Annotated in this window: 17 protein-coding genes, 1 pseudogene and 1 other annotated feature; of the genes and pseudogenes, 1 reads left to right on the top strand and 17 read right to left on the bottom strand. The window is 39.5% G+C overall.

The window, feature by feature from the left end:
• Positions 1–9: 9 nt before the first annotated feature.
• The 7 genes from metK to AC5FEC_RS00235 form a co-directional block, all read right to left on the bottom strand.
• Positions 10–1,200 carry a methionine adenosyltransferase gene (gene metK / locus AC5FEC_RS00265; protein WP_493660907.1) on the bottom strand — a complete coding sequence of 397 codons (1,191 nt, stop codon included), beginning with the start codon at positions 1,198–1,200 and terminating at the stop codon, positions 10–12.
• A 392-nt stretch (positions 1,201–1,592) separates the two neighbouring features.
• Complete coding sequence (locus AC5FEC_RS00260) at positions 1,593–2,060, bottom strand: deoxycytidylate deaminase (protein WP_037616427.1); 468 nt, start codon at positions 2,058–2,060, stop codon at positions 1,593–1,595.
• A 102-nt stretch (positions 2,061–2,162) separates the two neighbouring features.
• Positions 2,163–2,522: a 50S ribosomal protein L20 gene (gene rplT, locus AC5FEC_RS00255; protein WP_003003310.1), complete on the bottom strand. Its 360-nt coding sequence runs from the start codon at positions 2,520–2,522 to the stop codon at positions 2,163–2,165.
• A 45-nt stretch (positions 2,523–2,567) separates the two neighbouring features.
• Complete coding sequence (rpmI, locus tag AC5FEC_RS00250) at positions 2,568–2,768, bottom strand: 50S ribosomal protein L35 (RefSeq protein WP_002895038.1); 201 nt, start codon at positions 2,766–2,768, stop codon at positions 2,568–2,570.
• Between the two features lie 33 nt (positions 2,769–2,801).
• A complete protein-coding gene (infC, locus tag AC5FEC_RS00245) occupies positions 2,802–3,332 on the bottom strand; it encodes a translation initiation factor IF-3 (protein ID WP_037616322.1) in 531 nt (176 codons plus the stop codon).
• A 16-nt stretch (positions 3,333–3,348) separates the two neighbouring features.
• Positions 3,349–3,479: a sequence feature (ribosomal protein L20 leader region), on the bottom strand.
• Positions 3,480–3,505: 26 nt separating this feature from the next.
• Entirely contained in the window at positions 3,506–4,183 is a 678-nt protein-coding gene (cmk, locus tag AC5FEC_RS00240; RefSeq protein ID WP_493660906.1) for a (d)CMP kinase, read from the bottom strand.
• A gap of 9 nt (positions 4,184–4,192) precedes the next feature.
• Positions 4,193–4,648, bottom strand: coding sequence for an SAG1386/EF1546 family surface-associated protein (locus AC5FEC_RS00235; protein WP_493660905.1), 456 nt, complete (start codon positions 4,646–4,648; stop codon positions 4,193–4,195).
• Between the two features lie 45 nt (positions 4,649–4,693).
• Between AC5FEC_RS00235 and AC5FEC_RS00230 the strand changes: the two genes are divergently transcribed.
• Positions 4,694–4,891 carry a ferredoxin gene (locus AC5FEC_RS00230; protein WP_280513234.1) on the top strand — a complete coding sequence of 66 codons (198 nt, stop codon included), beginning with the start codon at positions 4,694–4,696 and terminating at the stop codon, positions 4,889–4,891.
• Here AC5FEC_RS00230 and AC5FEC_RS00225 read toward each other — a convergent pair.
• From AC5FEC_RS00225 to AC5FEC_RS00180, 10 genes and pseudogenes are all read right to left on the bottom strand, one after another.
• Complete coding sequence (locus AC5FEC_RS00225; protein ID WP_037616331.1) at positions 4,888–5,376, bottom strand: EbsA family protein; 489 nt, start codon at positions 5,374–5,376, stop codon at positions 4,888–4,890. The two genes, AC5FEC_RS00230 and AC5FEC_RS00225, sit on opposite strands and share 4 nt — an antisense overlap.
• 70 nt (positions 5,377–5,446) lie before the next feature.
• Positions 5,447–7,914, bottom strand: a pseudogene (locus AC5FEC_RS00220) (LTA synthase family protein).
• A gap of 20 nt (positions 7,915–7,934) precedes the next feature.
• On the bottom strand, positions 7,935–9,584 hold the full coding sequence (locus AC5FEC_RS00215; protein ID WP_493660904.1) for a rhamnan synthesis F family protein: 1,650 nt from the start codon (positions 9,582–9,584) through the stop codon (positions 7,935–7,937).
• 17 nt (positions 9,585–9,601) lie between these two features.
• The gene (locus AC5FEC_RS00210; RefSeq protein WP_493660903.1) at positions 9,602–10,810 is read right to left on the bottom strand and encodes an ABC transporter ATP-binding protein; all 1,209 of its coding nucleotides are present in this window, start codon (positions 10,808–10,810) and stop codon (positions 9,602–9,604) included.
• Positions 10,810–11,619: an ABC transporter permease gene (locus tag AC5FEC_RS00205; RefSeq protein WP_037616339.1), complete on the bottom strand. Its 810-nt coding sequence runs from the start codon at positions 11,617–11,619 to the stop codon at positions 10,810–10,812. Before AC5FEC_RS00205 ends, AC5FEC_RS00210 begins: the two co-directional genes overlap by 1 nt.
• 5 nt (positions 11,620–11,624) lie before the next feature.
• Complete coding sequence (locus AC5FEC_RS00200) at positions 11,625–12,560, bottom strand: glycosyltransferase family 2 protein (RefSeq protein WP_493660902.1); 936 nt, start codon at positions 12,558–12,560, stop codon at positions 11,625–11,627.
• On the bottom strand, positions 12,557–13,705 hold the full coding sequence (gene cps2T, locus AC5FEC_RS00195) for a beta 1-4 rhamnosyltransferase Cps2T (RefSeq protein ID WP_493660901.1): 1,149 nt from the start codon (positions 13,703–13,705) through the stop codon (positions 12,557–12,559). Before cps2T ends, AC5FEC_RS00200 begins: the two co-directional genes overlap by 4 nt.
• A 171-nt stretch (positions 13,706–13,876) precedes the next feature.
• Positions 13,877–15,121: a glycosyltransferase family 4 protein gene (locus tag AC5FEC_RS00190; protein ID WP_493660900.1), complete on the bottom strand. Its 1,245-nt coding sequence runs from the start codon at positions 15,119–15,121 to the stop codon at positions 13,877–13,879.
• 9 nt (positions 15,122–15,130) lie between these two features.
• The gene (locus AC5FEC_RS00185; RefSeq protein ID WP_493660976.1) at positions 15,131–16,432 is read right to left on the bottom strand and encodes a DUF2142 domain-containing protein; all 1,302 of its coding nucleotides are present in this window, start codon (positions 16,430–16,432) and stop codon (positions 15,131–15,133) included.
• Positions 16,419–19,352, bottom strand: a complete 2,934-nt coding sequence (locus AC5FEC_RS00180; protein ID WP_493660899.1) for a rhamnan synthesis F family protein — start codon at positions 19,350–19,352, stop codon at positions 16,419–16,421. The genes AC5FEC_RS00185 and AC5FEC_RS00180 overlap by 14 nt, the downstream gene beginning before the upstream one ends.
• Positions 19,353–19,373 lie beyond the last annotated feature (21 nt).

The raw sequence follows: 19,373 nt of genomic DNA, 5'->3' as shown, positions 1-19,373 counted from the left end.
GTAAAATACTTATTTCACTGCTGCTTGCAAAGCCTCTACCTTATCCAACTTTTCCCAAGGCAAATCAATGTCTGTCCTACCCATGTGGCCATAAGCTGCCGTCTGACGATAGATCGGACGTTTCAAATCCAGCATTTGAATGATACCGGCCGGACGCAGGTCAAAAATCTGACGAACAGCTTCCTGCAGCTTGCTTTCTGCAACAAGTCCAGTCCCAAAGGTATCAATACGTACAGAAACCGGCTGCGCTACACCAATAGCATAGGCCAACTGTACTTCTGCTTTCTTAGCTAGTCCAGCTGCCACGATATTTTTAGCAATGTAGCGAGCTGCGTATGAAGCCGAGCGGTCGACCTTGGTTGCATCCTTACCCGAGAAGGCACCGCCACCATGTCGAGCGTAACCACCGTAAGTATCTACAATAATCTTGCGTCCTGTCAAGCCAGAGTCCCCTTGAGGACCGCCGATTACAAAACGGCCGGTTGGATTGATGAAGAATTTTGTCTTCTCATCCAAATACTGGGCTGGGATAACTGCTTTAATCACTTTTTCGATCACATCACGATGAATCTCTTCATTGGTCGCTTCTGGGTCATGCTGGGTCGAAATAACCACCGTATCCACGCGCACTGGCTGGTCATTTTCATCATACTCAACGGTCACCTGTGACTTCGCATCTGGACGCAGATAGGCAATCTCTCCTGATTTGCGCAACTCTGCCAATCGACGGACCAGCTTGTGACTGAGCGAGATAGGAAGCGGCATGAGCTCTGGCGTTTCATCCACTGCAAAGCCAAACATAAGCCCCTGATCTCCAGCTCCAATCAAGTCCAATGGATCTTGGTCTGTATTCCCACGAACCTCCAAAGCTTCATTGACACCCTGAGCAATATCTGGCGACTGCTCCACCAAAGATGGATGCACACCGACTGTCTCTGCCGAAAAGCCATACTCTGTATTGGTGTAGCCAATCTCTGCAATGGTATCACGAACCACACGATTAATGTCTACATAAGCTGTGGTTGAAATTTCCCCAAAAACATGAACTGAGCCCGTATAAACTGCTGTTTCAGCAGCCACATGGGCATCTGGATCCTGACTCAAGACAGCATCCAAAATAGCATCGGAAATTTGGTCTGCAATCTTATCGGGATGTCCCTCCGATACAGACTCAGACGTGAAAAGTTTACGTTCTGACATAAAAATGTCCCCCCTTAAAAAATATTAAACAAATAAACAAACTCCAAAATGATTGCAAATCATATCACCTACGAGTTACGACGCGAAAGAAATAAAACGATACTTTTTTATTTCTGAAGCTAGTAAGACGCATCGGTTGACCGCAATATAGGGGCAACCGTAGAATGACGAGCGACTTTGGAGCCGTCATTGTTTGCGAGTTACAAAGTACTGATAGAAGTTTCCTACCATCTTATCGGGACTATATAACCTTTTCATTATATCACTTTTTAATAAATAATGCTGAATTCTTTTCAAAAGAAAAGTTATAGCCCAAAACTATAACTCAAACTCTATTATTAGCTCAGATGGAACTGGGGATTGCAGGGGCTTTTGTATCACCTCCCACCAGCCTAAACCAAATCCGTCTGAGCAATAGCTTCCTTAACATCTTCCAACGGCAGATGCATCAGTTCCACTTCTTTTTCCTTGTAGAGGTACTGGGCATAGTCATCTATCCGATATTGGTTGATATAGACCACCCGTTTGCAACCTACCTGAAGCAGCTGCTTGGTACAGTTGAGACAGGGGAAATGGGTCACATAAGCCGTAAAACCTTTAGGCACGCCTCGCTCCGCTCCTTGCAAGATAGCATTGACCTCCGCATGCAAGGTCCGTACACAATGCCCGTCAATGACCAAACACTCATGATCGATGCAGTGCTCCGTGCCTGAAACGGATCCATTATAGCCGGTCGAAATAACCTTATTATCCTTGACTAAGACCGTTCCAACCTTAGCCCGTTTGCAGGTCGAACGATTGGCAATCAAAAGTGCCTGCGCCGCAAAATATTCATCCCAAGCTAACCGATTTGACATCATCATTCACTCCTCCATCCATTCTCACTATATTATACTAAAACACTTAGCGATTGTCACCCTAACAAGAAAAAAGCTGAAACATCGTTTCAACTTTTTATCTTCTTATTTAGCAAGTTTAGCTTTAGCTGCATCTGCAAGAGCTGTGAAAGCTGCTGCATCGTTAACAGCTAAGTCAGCAAGCATTTTACGGTTAACTTCGATCTCAGCCAATTTCAAACCATGCATCAATTGTGAGTATGAAAGTCCGTTCATACGAGCTGCCGCATTGATACGAGTGATCCAAAGTTTGCGGAAGTCGCGTTTTTTCTGACGACGGTCACGGTATGCATAGTAGTAAGAGTTCATTACTTGCTCTTTTGCAGTACGGAACAAGATGTGTTTTGCTCCATAGTAACCTTTTGCTAATTTTAAAATACGTTTACGACGTTTGCGTGATACAACGCCACCTTTAACACGTGCCATGTTTATTTTCCTCCAATATTTCCTAGATAAGTGTCACAAAATCTCTTACTTAAGACCTGTAAGCATTGCTTTGATACGTTTGAAATCTCCTGCATGCACCATTCCTGCTTTACGAAGATGACGACGTTGTTTCTTAGTTTTTCCGTGGAAACGGTGAGAAGTGTAAGCACGGAAACGCTTCAAGCCACCAGAACCTGTACGTTTGAAACGTTTAGCTGATGCGCGGTGTGTTTTTTGTTTTGGCATGGTAAAATCTCCTTTTTCTAACTTTCTGACAGTTTATTTTTTGTCACTAATCGGTGCCATTTGCATGAACATCTGACGTCCATCCATTTTAGGTCTTTGCTCAATGATCGCAACATCTTGAGTCGCTTCAGCAAAGTCTGCTAAGACCTTAGCTCCAATCTCTTTGTGGGTAATCATCCGACCTTTAAAGCGAATAGATACCTTAACTTTATTCCCTTTTTCAAGGAACTTGCGTGCGTTACGAAGCTTTGTATCAAAGTCCCCTTTATCAATCGTTGGACTGAGACGTACTTCTTTCACAGTGACAACGCTCTGTTTTTTACGTTGTTCTTTCTGCTTTTTCTGGTACTCAAACTTGAACTTGCCATAGTCCATAATTTTCGCAACAGGTGGTTTAGCTTGTGGCTGAATCAGGACCAAATCGACATTCGCCTCATCCGCAAGAGATTGCGCTTCACTAAGTGGTTTAATACCTAATTGTTCGCCGTCAAGACCGATCAACCGAACTTCACGCACACGAATTTCATCATTGATGAATAAGTCTTGTTTTGCTATGGTTTTCACCTCTTTTTTTATTTTTCGAGAAAAACAAGTGCGGACCTGCTAACGCAAACCCGCACTACATGATAGTATTTCATCACTGAAACTGAATCCTGTAGAGCCAGACAACGTTAGTCGCAAGGCGAGAAGTTCTCACTTCTGCTTTTCTCAACTCTACTATCATATCAAGTTTCTTTTTATTTGTCAATGATTTTTTTCGCTTTTTCTTCAATAAATGCGACAACTTCTGCGATTCCAACACCTGTCGTGTCAAAATGAATCGCATCAGCCGCTGGTTTTAAAGGCGATACAGCGCGATGACTGTCTTTATAGTCCCGCTCAGCAATTTCCTTTTTAAGAGTTTCCAAATCAGCCGGAATACCTTTTGCAAGATTTTCTTTATAACGGCGCTCCGCTCTCTCCTCGACCGATGCAACTAGAAAAATTTTAAGTTCTGCATTTGGCAATACGACCGTTCCAATATCACGACCATCCATGACAATGCCACCTTGAGCAGCAATCAACTGCTGCAAATAAACTAGTTTTTCACGTACTTCTGGGATAGCCGACACCCACGACACATTATTGGTAACTTCATTTTCACGAATCGGATGGGTCACATCTACATCCCCAACAAACACCAGCTGCTCACCGTTATCTGCACGACCAAAACTGACCGAATAAGTCTCAAGCAGTTCCACAATCTCTGCTGCGTCATTTTCAGTCAAATGATTTCGCAAAGCCAAATATGTCGCTGCACGGTACATGGCTCCAGTATCTAAATAGGTATAATTAAAATCTTTTGCAATGATTTTTGCAACAGTGGATTTCCCACTTGAAGCAGGTCCATCAATAGCAATTTGAATCTGTTTCATAACCCGCTCCTACTGAATCTTAACAACATCACCTGGATTGGCGTACCAGGAACCAGTGGACATGTGCGATGGATTTAGCTGCTCTAATTTTGCAATAGAAATGCCTGCACGCGCAGCAATAGCCGCCTCACCTTCACCAGGCTGAACCGTCAAAGTCCCTTCAGATGATTCTGTCGTTTCTCCTTCAGGTGTAGCCGCCGCCTCTGTTGAAGCAGGTTGCTCCGTACTACTTGACGAGGCAACAGCAGCAGAAGTCCCATAAAAGCCTTCCATACTCGTCTTCTTATTACTTCCACCAATAGAAAGGTAGACCAAGAAGCACGTAACTGCAATGACCAATATCAAAAAAACAGTTACTAAAACCGTCAAAATACGATCTACTCGACTCGCTTGAACTTTTTTAATTCTTTTCAATTTCTCTTCTCCATTATCGTATACATCTGCTTCCCATGGTTCTTTTTCCATGACTTCCTCCTTGAGTTTTTCTAAAAATCTTATTACAATATGAGTATGAAAATTACACTCATTCCCGAACGCTGCATTGCCTGTGGGCTCTGCCAAACTTACTCAGACATCTTTGACTATCACGATAATGGCATTGTCAAATTTTATCAAGATGACCAACTGTTAGAAAAAGAAGTCCCTGACCATCCCGATATTCTCGAAGCCATCAAAAATTGTCCAACCAGAGCACTGCTAAAAGATTAGTTTTTCTTAGCCTTATCACCATAATAGACTTCAAAATAATCTAGAAGAGTAAAATTATCTACCAATTCGACTTCCCCTTTAAAATGCTCATTCAGAGCCAAGGCGTTGACAAAATATTTTTTTGGCCATTTGCGCATACAGAAGGTTCTGCTACGACTTTTCCCTGTAAAATGAAGAGTGATTGAGGTCTTTGTTACTTCTAACTTCTCGATAGTTGAAATGTCAATCTTGATTGGCGTAAAAGGATTTGCCGTAATAATCCGCAAGATCCCATCATCATATATGGTGAAATATCGATGCACACCAATGCCCAACAAAACCATAAATAAGAAGAAGGAAAAGAGAACAAGAGTTGGTACTCTAGAACTTTCATACATTAAGGCCAGCCCTATAAAGATCGGGATAACCGACAAAGACCAATAAATAACTAAAACCGACATTTCTGGTTGCCAATGATAGCGTACTTTCCCAAAAATCTTTATCATATCTTCACCCCCTTACTACTAGTTTAGCATAAAATAATAAAAAATAGAATTGGTAAACCTATTCTATTTTTTATTTCGCTGGCATAGCGAAGAAATCCTTTGAAAGATAGCCTTTTCCGCCAACCATATCATATTCGATCAATTTCAAATCATCTGCAATTTCTTGTGCTAATGGCTCCAGTGCCTTCTTGTCCACACTAGCCTTATGAAGAACTTCGGTCAATAAAGCATAGTAAGGAGATACTTTAGAATTGGTCTGCTCAAGCAACAAGGCAGAAAAATCACTAGAGTTAACCAAAGGATAGTCCAGCTTGGGTGTCTCATAATTACTCCAGATAAAGTAATCTGTTAGAAATTGGTTTTCAGGATGATCCTTAAAAGCTGATTGAGGATATAAGCCTGGTAAATGATCACCATAAAAGACCACTGTTATCTTTTTATCAATCTTAGAAAGCTTATCCAAAAAATCCTTGGTCGCATTGTCTGTGTGGTAGAGCATCCTTACATAGCTGGATAAGGATTTATTTCCTGCCTCCGTGAAACCTGGGTAACTAGCAGACATATAAATCGGATTGACTTCCGTCCAAGGCATATGATTTTGCATCGTCATAACTGAGAAAAATTGACTTTGGTCTGTTTTTAGGCGATCTAAGACTTGATTATAGGTCGTTTTATCACTATAGTTTCCACCAATATGATCTCCCTGCAACCCTTGAGTTCCATAATGAATAAAGGTATCATATCCCAGATCTTTATAAATGATGTCTCTGGAATAATTACTTGGTGAGGCCAAATGAATCACGGTACGATTTTGAGAAGTGTAAAAATCACTGATAGCCGGAAGTTTGTTCATCTTTGGCACTACTTCCGTATAAATAACTGAAACAGATGGTGACAAATTATAAAATGGCAGACCGGTCAACGTTTGAAACTCCATATTTGCTGTTCCACCGCCATAACCGTCTGACTGCATCAACCCACTGGTTGTCTTAGACATAATTTCCTGAATATTTGGAATTGGATTTTCTGACATAGACACGCCGTCAATCCGGGCAGGATCAGAAAAACTTTCACTGAGGACATAAATGACAGTCTGCTGTTCAATGTTATGTTGACGTTCCTGATTAATGGAATCAGCAAGTTCTCCATATTTTTTTCTATTTCCTGAATTTTTTCTTTGGAATATCCTGCCGGCTGGATCATAGCCTTATCTGATAATTGAGTAAACCAAACAAAAGAGATAGACCTCATTTGCGAATTAACTGTATTACCAAACCAAGTCAAGTCATGATAATTATTTAAAATAGAGATAACGGGGATGTTGTCAGCTACTTTACCATTTTCTTTCGAAGAGAATATCTGTAAAATACCTAGAAAAAAAATAATAGGAAAAGCCAGTAACATAAGCTGCATTTTTATCATCGATAAAATTTTCCCAGGTAAAATCCTTCTACGGAAAAACCAATAGAAAGCTCCAAGAGCTGCCAATCCTGCAATAGTATAGATTCCATAATTGCCACCAAGAAAATCAAATAAAATTTTTGGATTTTTTAGCCAGCTAACATCACTTGGCAGAATAGGTTCGTGACGATATTGAAATTTCAAACTACTGGCAATGGTTGCAAGAATAATCGTAGCCAATATGACAATGCTTGCTAAGAAAATTTGATTGAAAACAAGGTAGATAAAAATAAATGCTGCAAAAAATACTGCTATCTGAAAGAGACTTGCCCCTGCAAATAAATGCAGTTCTAAAACCGAAACATCTCCTCGAATACTATTTTGAATAGTATAGTTGAAAATGACAGAAAGAACTGCGCTGCATAAAACAGCAACTGAAAAACTGCCTCTGTTTTTCGAAATATCTTTTAATCCCTTTATCCCTAAAAAGCTAGGGATCAAAAATAAAAGAAAGAGTAAAATAATAAAACCAATTAATTTTAAAATAGAATCTTGAGAGATTTCAAATCCTTTATCTGTAAGATAAGTCGTCAGCAAACTTTGGTGCTGAAAAACACCTGTCATCTTATCATCTGTTAAAGACAAGAAAATAAGGGACTGAGACAGAAAGAGTTTCTCTAGAAAATATTTATTGTATTTATCAACAATAAAATAGTCCAGAGAATTATATTTTTTTAAAGAAGGGAAATAGTTTATAAGATAGGCGAAGAAAAAAATAAGGAGCAAATAAGGTAGGCCGTTCACTTGAAAAAAGTGATTACTAAGTAAATTTTCTGTCTTAAAGTCAAAATCATTAATATGCTGAGTAACCGTTAGCAAGTAAGAAAATAGTATGTAAGAAGCATAGACGATAGCAGACCATATTAGCAGCTTTCGACTTAGCAGTTGGGATACAATCTGCCCTAAGCCAAATAGAGCCACGATTAAACCAAGAAAAACAAACCCTAAGCTACTGTAATTTTCTATGTTCTTATTTACTTGAAGTAAAAATAGAGTGGTGACGGCTGTAATATCTAAAAATAAAAAGCTGATAAGCAAATAAGAAATCTGCTTATAATAATTAATCAAAAGTTTCATTTTTCTTTCTAAGAAACAGATTATCGTGCCTTTAAAAGACTCGATAAATAAGTTCTAACTTTTTTTGCTAGGCTCTTATGAACCAGTTTCCCTTTCTGCTGGATTAATTGTTCTGCTTCTCTTTGCAAGTCTAATAGAGCAGGCAATGGGGTTTTAGGCATGATTTTAAAATCATAGTCCTGATCCCAAGCCAAATAAACCAATAAACTTTCTAAAACTTGAGGTTCTATTTGAGCTGATAACTGGTACTCATTTTGAAAAAGACCAGTCAATACGGAAGGTTTAAACCAAAAAAAGCCACCATACACTCTGGCAAAAACAGGATGTTGTTCAAAATCAAACGGTTTCTGGCAATGGAGCTCCTGCCAAATTGCAGCCATTTCTTTCCGAAATATTTTTTGCTCAAACAATCCATATCTGACTAAACTTGGAAGATCTGGTATAACGATCCCAAGCTTAGCATCTTGTTCCAAGACTTTAATACTAGCATTGGCATTTTCAAACATCATCTCCATCAAATCTCTACGCATCGCTTTATCAAGCTGAGGCATTCCATCTACTAAAATTGCAGTAGAAATATGCCCAACGAAAGCAAATTGCTGCAGCAACTCACTCTGTTCAAGCATCGCCTTCATAGGATTTTCTTCTTTTCCAAAAAGAACCTGATAGCGGTCTGATACGTTTCCCAAAAGCTGAGCAAAGATTGCTTCGTCAGCTGTCGTCACCACAAATTGGTATTGTAGAGGAAGAATTTCCCAATTTTCTTTAAATTGCTCAAAGATTTGAAGATCTGTCACATGAATATGAAGCGCCACCGGCTTTTCTGGTGAGTCATTCTTATCATCTATCAAAAGCTGCTTATCCTGCAAAAGGCAGGGTACATCTGGACCAACATATTCAAATATATGCTCAGAAATTAAAGAAACAGGATAAGAAGTTCTCTCTTTGATTTCTTCCAGCAGATACCTCGCAGAAAAAGGATTGCCACTGATAGCTTTCACTTTCAAAAAGGGAACCTTTTTCTCAAGAATAGTAAAAGGCTTATAATAAGTAAAGTCTGGATGAATTAAATCCGCTGCTTCTTCTAGACGAGTATCAAAGGCAGCCTGATAGGTAAAACCTGCCTCTGTAAAATATTGGGTGAATTTCGTCTCGTAGTGGTCAATTACATCTTGAACATCAGTAAAATCTTTTACCTGTTCCCAAAATTCTTGAAAAGAAATTGACCTCAATATCTGCTGCTTAAAGGTAACAAAGTAACTCTGCAGATGTTCTTCAAAATACTTTGTTTTTCGAAAGTTGGTCATGCCCCAAAAATCAACCTGGGTATCGTCCTCAAACCTCTTATAAATAGCCTCCAAATCCCAGAGCGGACCAAAACAAGTATCATTCATCAGAGTCAGAGAGTCGTAGGTTTTGAGCTCCTCAAAACCTATGGCGCTCATTCCATCCCGCCAAGCCGCAAAATCATAACCTTGATTGTCCCGCTCCAACACATTGCTTATCCCAAATTCGTCGTGCAACTTTTTCTTAATTGCTTCTTCGATATGACTATTTGAAATAAAAATAATTTTGGAAAACAGGGGCTTGAGCTGTTCTAATTGGTAGAAGACATGATTACTCACGCGCTTATATTTATTAAAATGAACATAGAGTAATATTCGTTCCATGAAAACACCTTATCATTTTATTGAGAGATTTCCCAGACCCCATTGCGCTGAATCAAGCCCGTTGCTGAGTCTTTTGCAGAGATATCGTCATCTTTAAGATCCCGTCGGCTGATGATAAGGACTGGAGTATTCTTAGAATCTGCAAAGGCTAAAATCTGATTCTCTTCATCACGCACAGAAACCTGCAATTTCAATTTTGCATGATTGATTTGGGAAAGATGGCATTTGTATTTAAGTGTCTTTTTTCCTGTTCCTTCTGTCAAATTATCCATTGAATTATCATTATACAACCAAATGGTACGGTCGATATCAGTCAGTGAAAAGGCTATGTAGGTTGGCATATCCTGATTGACTTGATAGCTAATTTCAAATTCAATTTCTTCAGTTGGTGCTGTCTGAGGAGAGCTTAGTAGACGAACCTCTAAATCAGAGACTGCCTCAGATTCCTTTTCAGCGACATAATCTTCGTTCATAGCTTTGGTGTCAGTTGCATTATCCAAACTGTATTGGTTAGCTACATCATCTGGATTTCCGACAACTTTGACTAAGCCATTTTCAATCAAAACAGCCTTATTACAATACTTTTTGACGGCATTCATGTCGTGAGTTACTAAAATAGTTGTCTTTCCCGAATGCTTCCGTTCCATAAAATAATTATTGCACTTGCGCTGGAAGGCTTCATCCCCGACAGCCAGAACCTCATCCAAAATCAGAATGTCTCCCTGTGCCTTGATCGCAACTGAAAAGGCCAAGCGAACCTGCATCCCGCTAGAATAATTTTTGAGTTTTTGATTCATAAACTCACCCAACTCAGCAAACTCCACGATATCATCGTACATGGCATCTACTTCTTCAGTTGAGAAGCCCAGCATAGCGCCATTCATATAGACATTTTCGCGGCCGGTCAGCTCTGGATTGAAGCCAACACCTAGCTCGATAAAGGAAACCAACTTGCCATCAATGGTCACTGTGCCCTTTTCGGGAATATAAATCTCTGAGATAATTTTCAGAAGAGTGGACTTGCCAGAACCATTACGGCCAACAATTCCATAAAAATCTCCCTTTTCCACTTCAAAAGAAATATCCTTAAGAATGTTCTGCTCTTTGTAACCTTTGATTCCTCGAAAGCGGTTAACTAGGCTTGTTCTTAAACTTTGTGTTGACTCTGTTGGCAGTTTAAAAAACTTACTGACATGGTCAACTTTTACTGCAATATTATTTGACATTATAAAATCTCCGCAAATCTCTTAGCATTTTTATTAAAGATATAATATCCAAGCCCAAATATCACTATTGGCAATAAATAAGGAATCAGCGCAATCCAATAATGGTCCATCAAATCCCAGCCTCGAGTACTGCCTGAGAAAACGATAAAATGACGAAGATCTTGAATAATCTGAGCCATTGGATTGAGCATCATCAGCTTAGCGACCAAAACATGCCCACCCTTCAGGATATAAGTCAGTGAATAAATAATCGGTGTCGCATACAGGCCTGCCTGCAGCACTACTTCCCAAATGGGTCCAATATCACGATATTTAACAAAAAGTGTCGCCAACATAAAGGCAAAACCAGCTGAAATCAAAACTAATTCCAGAAAAAGCGGGATAATAACTAGCCATCCTAGCGTGATTGATACTCCATTAATCAGAGCAAAAGCAAAAACAACCAACAAATTGATCGCATAGTTGATCGCTGCACCAGTAATAGCTGAAAAAACGATAATTGATTTAGAAAAATTCAGTTTTCGCAGTAAGTCCCCTCGCGCAACAATGGACATCATGCCCATATTGGTCGCTTCTGAGAAAAAATTCCAAGTCACCATCCCTAAGAGAAGCGATACTGCATAATGAGGCGTTCCATCATCAAAACGCAGGAAACGAACGAAAACAAGATACATAATGGTAAAAAGCATTAAGGGTTTTAAAATCGACCACAAATGCCCAATGAAACTGCCTTGATAACGCAATTTGAAATCTGTTTTAACCAATTCTCTCAAGAGAATCCAGTTTTTTTGGCTAAAATAATCTAGCATGCATATTACTCCTTATAAGCAAATTTTGTGAGAATGAGTGTCGTGAAAACCAAAGTATGAAAGGCACGATTTTTTCTGTAGCCATACTTTCGAATACGTCGCAGCCGCTCTGCAAAAGGGGCTTCCATGATTGTCACAAAATTGTCAATAATTTCTCTATTTTCAGCTGTCAGAGGCTGGCTGAGAAGGTTGCGGGCCTGAGTCTGACTGTCTTTTATCAATTTCCAATATTTAGCAAATAGACGGCTAGGATGAATCCAGTTCTTCATCCGCTTACGTAAGGTTCGGGCTCCTAAAACATTATTGGAATGTTGGCGGTAAAGTTCTCCTGGCTGATCTAGATAAACGAGTTGCCCAAAGGCCGAAGCCAACAAGCCCAGATACCAATCGTGCATGAGCAGTTCATGCTCCTCCTGCCCTGTCCACAAATCAGCCAGAGCTTGGTTGATCATCGAAACGCCGCCTGTCACTGTATTTTCCGTCAATTCCTGAATCAATTCGGTATTGGCATGGTCAGACTGCGTCCGAATCATACTTTCGTGAACAATATTTAGCTCCTGATCCACCACTTTTAGATCCGTATAGACCAACAAAGGTAAGGAAGCATCGTATTTCTCTGCTGCTGCTAACTGAATCGCCAACTTATCTGGCAACCAGACATCATCCTGATCACTAAAAAAGTAAAAATCCGAATCCTGATATTTAAGCAAGCTATGAAAACTCTTAATGACGCCCAAATTTTGAGGTTCTTTTGGATTGATAAAGAAGATCCGGCTATCTTGGCGACAAAAATCCTCAATAATAGCTCGCGTCCTATCGCTAGATCCGTCATCTCGAATCAAGAGCTGCCAATCCCTATAAGTTTGAGCTTGAATACTTTCGATCTGCTCTACCAGAAACTGCTCACCATTATAGGTTGACAGAAGAATAGTCACTCTCATGATAAAAATAGCTCCTCGTATTCACCCACAATTTTTTCCCAAGTGTAGTTTTCTTTCATGTTTTTTTTGGCTGCCTGACCGAGCTCAGAAAAGTCAATTTGACCATCTACTCTGTTAATCAGCTGAGCCAACTGTCCCTCTTCTTTTTTCCAGTAAAGAGCGGCTTCTTTGGCTACTTGATGGTTGAAGTCCACATCCAAAACCAAATTGGCATCGGTCTGCGCTAGTGCCTCCAAAAGTCCAGGATTGGTCCCGCCGACTTCGTGTCCATGCAAATAGGCAAAGGCTTGATTGCGGATATATTTGAGCAGTTCCTGATCATAGACTGTCCCGACAAACTTAATCCGAGCATCCTTGTCAAATCCGGTTTTCTGCTTGAGTTCTTCAAAATAGGGATTGCCTTCATGATTGCAGATAATCAGCAAGTCACGTTGGGTTTTGGATTTCATAAATTCCCGAATGATGGTCTCGTAGTTGTTTTCTGGCACAAAACGGCCAACAATCAAATAATATTCCTTTTCTCTGCTCTGCCATTTCTCAAAAAAACCACGCACGCGAGTATCCTGAGAGTCAAGAGAAGATAGCTGGAGGTCTGTCCCATAAGCAATGAAAGCCGTCTTAGACCAAGGATAGGAATGTTTTATATAGCTTGCAATGCCTTGATTGTCCGCAATGACCAGATCAGCATGCTTGGTCATAACCTTCTCAGAATATTTGAGATAGGCTTGAACTGGCTTAGGCCACTTGGCCCGCTTCCATTCCAGACCATCTGGATTGATAAAGAAAATCCCGCCTGCTTTTTGAATTTTATGTGCAAAAGGCGCCACAAAGGTTCCAATCGTATTGCCTAAAATATAAAAAATTGGACACTCAATCTGTTGCTCTTGCACTAGCTTTAAAGAATAATGGATGGCCATCATATCATAAGCGATCACCCGAGCCGGTCCTAACTTAGGAGCCTTAACCGTGAAGCAATCTACTCCCTTGTAATCGAAATGATGAAAAGCTTCATCATCTGATAAACAAGCTACATGATACTGGATTTCAGAAGAAACCTTATTTTCTACTAATTTCTCAACAAAGGTTTCAAATCCGCCATATTTAGCAGGAAGCCCGCGACTTCCGATGATGAAGACATGTCTCATGTTTTTCCTCTATTCAAAGATTTACAATCTAGTCTATTATATCATTTTATTGGTGGTTTGTGGGCAACAGACAAAAAAATCGAACAAATCATAATATCGCCTAAGCAAAATTATTGTTTGATTCGACTTTTATATCATCCGTTGTAGGCTACTACCACTTAAAAAGATTCTTTAATTTTTTAAGAAAATTATTTTTCTCTTTACTTTATTCAAGAAAGTACTTATTGGCGAAGCAGAAGGACGCGGTTCAAATAAAAATTTTATGTGTCGCAAAGAATGACCGCTATTTGTATCAGAATGATCGATTTCTTCTAATATGTCATGATAAACACTGGAAACCTTGTAAAGATTCTTTACTCTTTCTATGTTATCTATAGAGCGCTTTTTCAAGTATTTGAAATCCTCTAAACATTGCTGGATTTGATCTGTTAATTCATCTACATCTCCCGTAGGATAGAGTTGACCCTCCTCGAACATTTCATAAGCCGATAGATGGCCAGGATTATCTGATAGGATGGTTGGCAGACCATTCATAATGGATTCTATATAAACTAGGCCAAAGGTCTCCATAGCAGATGGAAATACTGCTATATCAGCCGTTGTTGCTTCAGCCCAAGGATTATCACGATATCCTAAAAACTGGACACCTTGCAACTGATGTTCAACTATATAGGACTCGCACTTATTCTTATATTCGTCGTCCCAAGCCCCAATAAAGACTAGTTCTGGTCTTGGCTGAGGGAGTTGTGCATAAGCTTGAAGGAGTTCTAGTTGATTTTTTCTCTCTGTCAGACGACCAACTGACAGGATACGACACTCAGCCCCAGCAAGTTTTTGCTCCTTTTCCGATACAATCTCTGTAAAAGGGGCAAAGGAACGAATTTCCCTATGAGGGAGAAGCTGGGCTAAGCTTTTTTGTAGAGAACCTGTCACCGCAAAAATCTCCTGAGAATATTCATCTACAAAATCAATTTTCTCTTTATAATAACCAAATTCTCCTTCAGGAAATTCATGAATCAGCCAAAAATGCGGAATATCCTCACAAGCTGCTGCTACTGCTCCTTGAAACATATTAACTGTATTTGTAATGACCAAGTCAATATGGCTATCTACCATTAACTTTCTCAGCGCAGCAATATTTTCTTGGTAAGAATTTACCCTCTCTTCATGAGTTCCAGGAAGACCACCTGGTGCATCCTCCCACCACCATTTGACAGATGGCAGAGCAATGGTTCTAATTCCTTCTTTTGCAAGAGTAGAAATATAGTCTTGCTGGACTTGGACATGATAATCTGGTATCGCATTGATAACGTGATAGCCATCTTGAACCAAATACTTCATCAGATGGAAAATAGAAATCTCTGCTCCATTATCCAAGGTTCCAGTCGGCGAAATGAATAAAATATTTTTCTTCATAGCTTATCCTTACCAATTCCAATAGAATGGAATCATTAAATAGATTGAAATTAAAAAGTTAGCTGACAAAGTTCCTATAAGCAAGTTTTTAACTGTTCGCTCCTGAATCTCCAACTTGCCTAAATTTGCAAGAAGGGGTAAGAAGAGAATTAGGAAAGGCGTAAAATAGCGGCCCTGAGTTCCAACGGATATCTGAGCACCTTTTCCTAAAACAATCGGAGTCCACTCTAGATACATGATGGTGACAACGGAAATGACCTGCAAAAGGAAAAGATAAGCGGAGACAGTTGCATAGGACTTCGTCATAAAATCCTTCTTAGACTGTAAGAAGATGATAGTCAGTACCGCTACATCAAGAAAGATTAGCCACAGGGGCAACTGAATGGTGAAATTACCCAAAAATCCAAAGAGACCAATGGTCAATATGGTATTGAGGTCACCGTTCATGCGCTGTTTAAACAAGGTGTTAAGCAGAACCCTACTGTAGTGGAAGAGCCCTCCTTGATGACGAAAAAGCAAATGCAAGGCTAAGAAAACAGCAACAAAAGCCAAACTGTAAAAAACATAGCGATGACGACCGATAAATGCCTTGGTCGCAAGAAAAGGCTTGTTCAAAACAGCTAAGAACCCTTCAATTTCAAAATCAATGAAAGGCAATAAGCCTAGCAATAAGACATTGTTCAGTTTGGTTGCAAAGAGACCGATGGATATGACCAAAAGCTGGATGACATTTTTATTGGTAAATTTCTTGCTGGAAGCAATGTTAGTGAAAAAACCAATAACCAGCATAATCTCCAAATAGTTCATCACATCATAAGAGAGAGAAGCTGCCTGCTGAACCATAATTGGCAGAAGCGAAATGAAAAAGAGAGCTTTCTTGCCATACTTAAAATACTTAATCAGGAAGTAAACACCCAAAATATAGGCTAGGCCGTTAAAAAATCGTCCCATCATGAGAATAACTCCTACTGATGGATAGATAAACGTTCCCAAAGCCATGCCGATTAGCTGCGGTAAAAAGGAAAGAGTTTTGAGATTAATCCCCAAAGTAGACTCTTCCTGAGATAAATCCAATTTTTCCGTAAAAAGCTTCTTATACTCTGCTGGGGAAACATTCGGTTCCGCAGAGATATTTTCCATCCACTTGTAGGTTTTCTCTGTTGGCTTATGGAAAATCTCCCAAGTCATGCGGGCGTGATTCGTTTCATCTGGAACACGGTTGATCGGTTGAACCACCATAAATGTCATGACAAAGACCGTCGCCAAGACCAAAAAGATATTTTCTATTTTTATCGTCTTACTTCTTTTCAAAATCATTCACCATTTCATCTTTACTATCTAAACTGCAGTTTTCAAGAACAAAATCATAGGCATTTTCTGCTAATTCCTGACGTAGGTCAGACGAAAGAATTAAACGCTCTAACTTTTCTTTCCACTCCCCGTCTTTAGCCAGAAGACCAGTCTGCCCATCTTTAACCATATCAGAGAAAGCTCCAATGTGACTGGCAACTGTAGGAACTTTTACTAAGGCAGCCTCCATCCATTTGATTTCCGACTTGGCCCGATTAAAGACCGAGTCAACCAGCGGAGCTAGATTGATATCCACCCGACTAATCAGCTGAGGTAAATCCTTCCAGTCAACATAGTCATGGACAACAATCTGCTGCTGATAGGCCTTCATATCCTCTGGAATATCCAAATGGCCGACGATATGAAGCTCCACATTTTTGTAAATTTCAAGCAAGGACTGGATGGCTGGTTTTATCAATTCAAAATTTTCATTATGACTGATAGAACCTGAAAAATAGCCAATCTTGACTTTAGGGTTCTGCTGACTATAATCTTTGATAAAGTGAGAACTGATTTCAATCAAGTCACTGGAAGCTCGGTTTCTGTTCAGCAACACCTTATCTTGATATTTGAGCAATTCTTCCTGCAATTGGAGTGTTGAAGTAATCGCTCCATCACAGGCAGCTAACATCTTGCCATAATTTTTGACACCAGCATCATAGTTGCCCTTCTCCTTCTCTGATAAGCCTTGAGTATAGCTCAACTGATCTGTATAAACTGTATCAAAAACCAAATCATCAATGTCAAAATAAACTGGCTTTTTATCTCTTCTAGCTGTATCGCACAAGAATTGAAGTTGATAAGACCAGGGAGCACGATAGATAATAATATGACTAGCATGCTGAGCCTGAGAAATCTCAAACTCTGATAAATTTACTACTTTGACCGTGAAGCCGTTTTTTCGCAACTGTTCTGCTTTGTTCAGCACTCGGTAGCGCGTACATTGCGGAATGATGTTTTCAACCCCATCTATAATCAAGATATATTGTTCTCTAGAGATTGATTTGAATTTTTGTACAATGTTTTCCAATATTTCAACTGGATAATCTGTTTCTTTTCGCACATAATTGAGCAAATCAGGTACTTCTGTTCGTCTTTCTAGCCCCTGCCAACAAAACTGCTGCTCATTGTAATTTTGTAATGAGGTGTATTTAACCAAAGGACTACCAGCCCTAAGCATTCTCAAAGGATGGATATACATAGCACTATCTTTGTTTTCAGGGACCAAGGCATCATAGCGATAGCCTAAATCTGCAAAATACTTAGTAAAAGTTGTTTCGTGTTTTCCAATAGCCTTATCACGTGAATCCGTATCGGTTAGGTTATTCCAATAGTCGAAAAACTCCTCTGACCGAAGCAATAAAGACTCAATTACGAGAAAATAAGATTGTAGATGCTCTGGAATATAGCCGTATTGATTGAAATTCGTGGCATCTTCTTGTGCTTCACCAAAGGAAATCCCCCAAAAATCAAGATTTCTCTCCGCCATTGTTTGGAAGACCTCATTCAAATCTCGCATTGGACCAATATTCGTATCATTGACTAGCAAGAGTTGAGAATAAGTTTGCAACTTTTCCTTACCAAAGGTCAAAATCCCTTCCCTAAATGCCGCGGCATCATAACCTGTATTATCCCTTACCAGAACTTGCCCATATTGTTCTAAGGTAGATAAATCCTCTGATTTCAATCCTCCATTTACCACAATCAGCGTTTCATCTACCAAAGATGCTAATTTCTCTAAAAACAGAACCTTGTAGCGCTGAAGATTCTCTTCTGCCTCAAAAATGACATAGACTAGGCACTTTTTGCCACTCATATGTTGAAGCTGCTTTCGCTGAGAATGACGTAAAACCCGATAATAATAGGTTTTTGGCGATTTGATATTTCTTTTTATGGAGATGCACTGGTGTTTCAACTGAGATAAGAGCGCTCTGATACGCCGCGGATTCTTGACAACCTGTCCTACTTGTTTAATCGGTGTCACAATAGCATTCCCAACACGATAAGAAAGTGAGTTACGTAATTCATCAATGTCATCCTGATATTGATAAATCAATTCGCTATCACGTTCCCAGTTTCCCTTTAGCTCTTGGATATAGTCAGATACCCTGTCCATATGCTGAATCAAATTATCCAGCCGGCCTTCCAGAGTAAAGATATTTTCAGACAAAGCGTGGTAAATCTCATTAGGAAGTTTATCCATGTACTTCTTTATAATTTGCAAATATATTTCGTAATGGTATCTAGTAGAATCTCGCTTAGAGACAGACTCTTTATCAAAGACCCGATAATTCAACTTTGTTTTTTCATCATAAACAGGTTTCGCCCCTTGATTGATAATTAAGTTTAGAAGAAAATCATAGTCTTCTAATTTTTTATAATTAAGCGCCTCGTCATAATAAATACCATCAGCGATTGAGCGACGAATGAGAGAACAATTGGAGATATAATTATCTGTTAAAAAAGCCTGCTTGTCATATGGCTGTGATTTAAGATACACTTCCTTTTTATCAGGGTCGTATAAATCACCATAGACAATATCTGCCTCCTCTTGCACCATGGTTGTGTAGAAGCTCTCAATATAGTCAGCATCTAGAAAATCATCGCTATCTACAAAAATAAAATAAGTACCTTGAATTTGTTGCAATGCCTTATTTCTTGTCTTGACGACCCCCATATTTTCATGACTTTCAAAGCTCGTCGGGAAAGGGGAATCTTGCAAAGTTTCTTGGATAATCTGGGCGGACTTGTCTGTGGAACCATCATCCAATACCAGTAACTCGATATTTTGATAGGTCTGCCTAAAAATACTGCGCAAACACTGTTCAATGTAGTCTTGATGGTTGTAACATGTTACAACAACAGATATTAAATCTTTCATACACTTTCCTTATAAATAACC

This window comes from Streptococcus sp. STC1396 (genome assembly GCF_058933875.1).
Note: the sequence above shows the minus strand (reverse complement) of the source record. Positions and strands in the feature narration are given on the sequence as shown.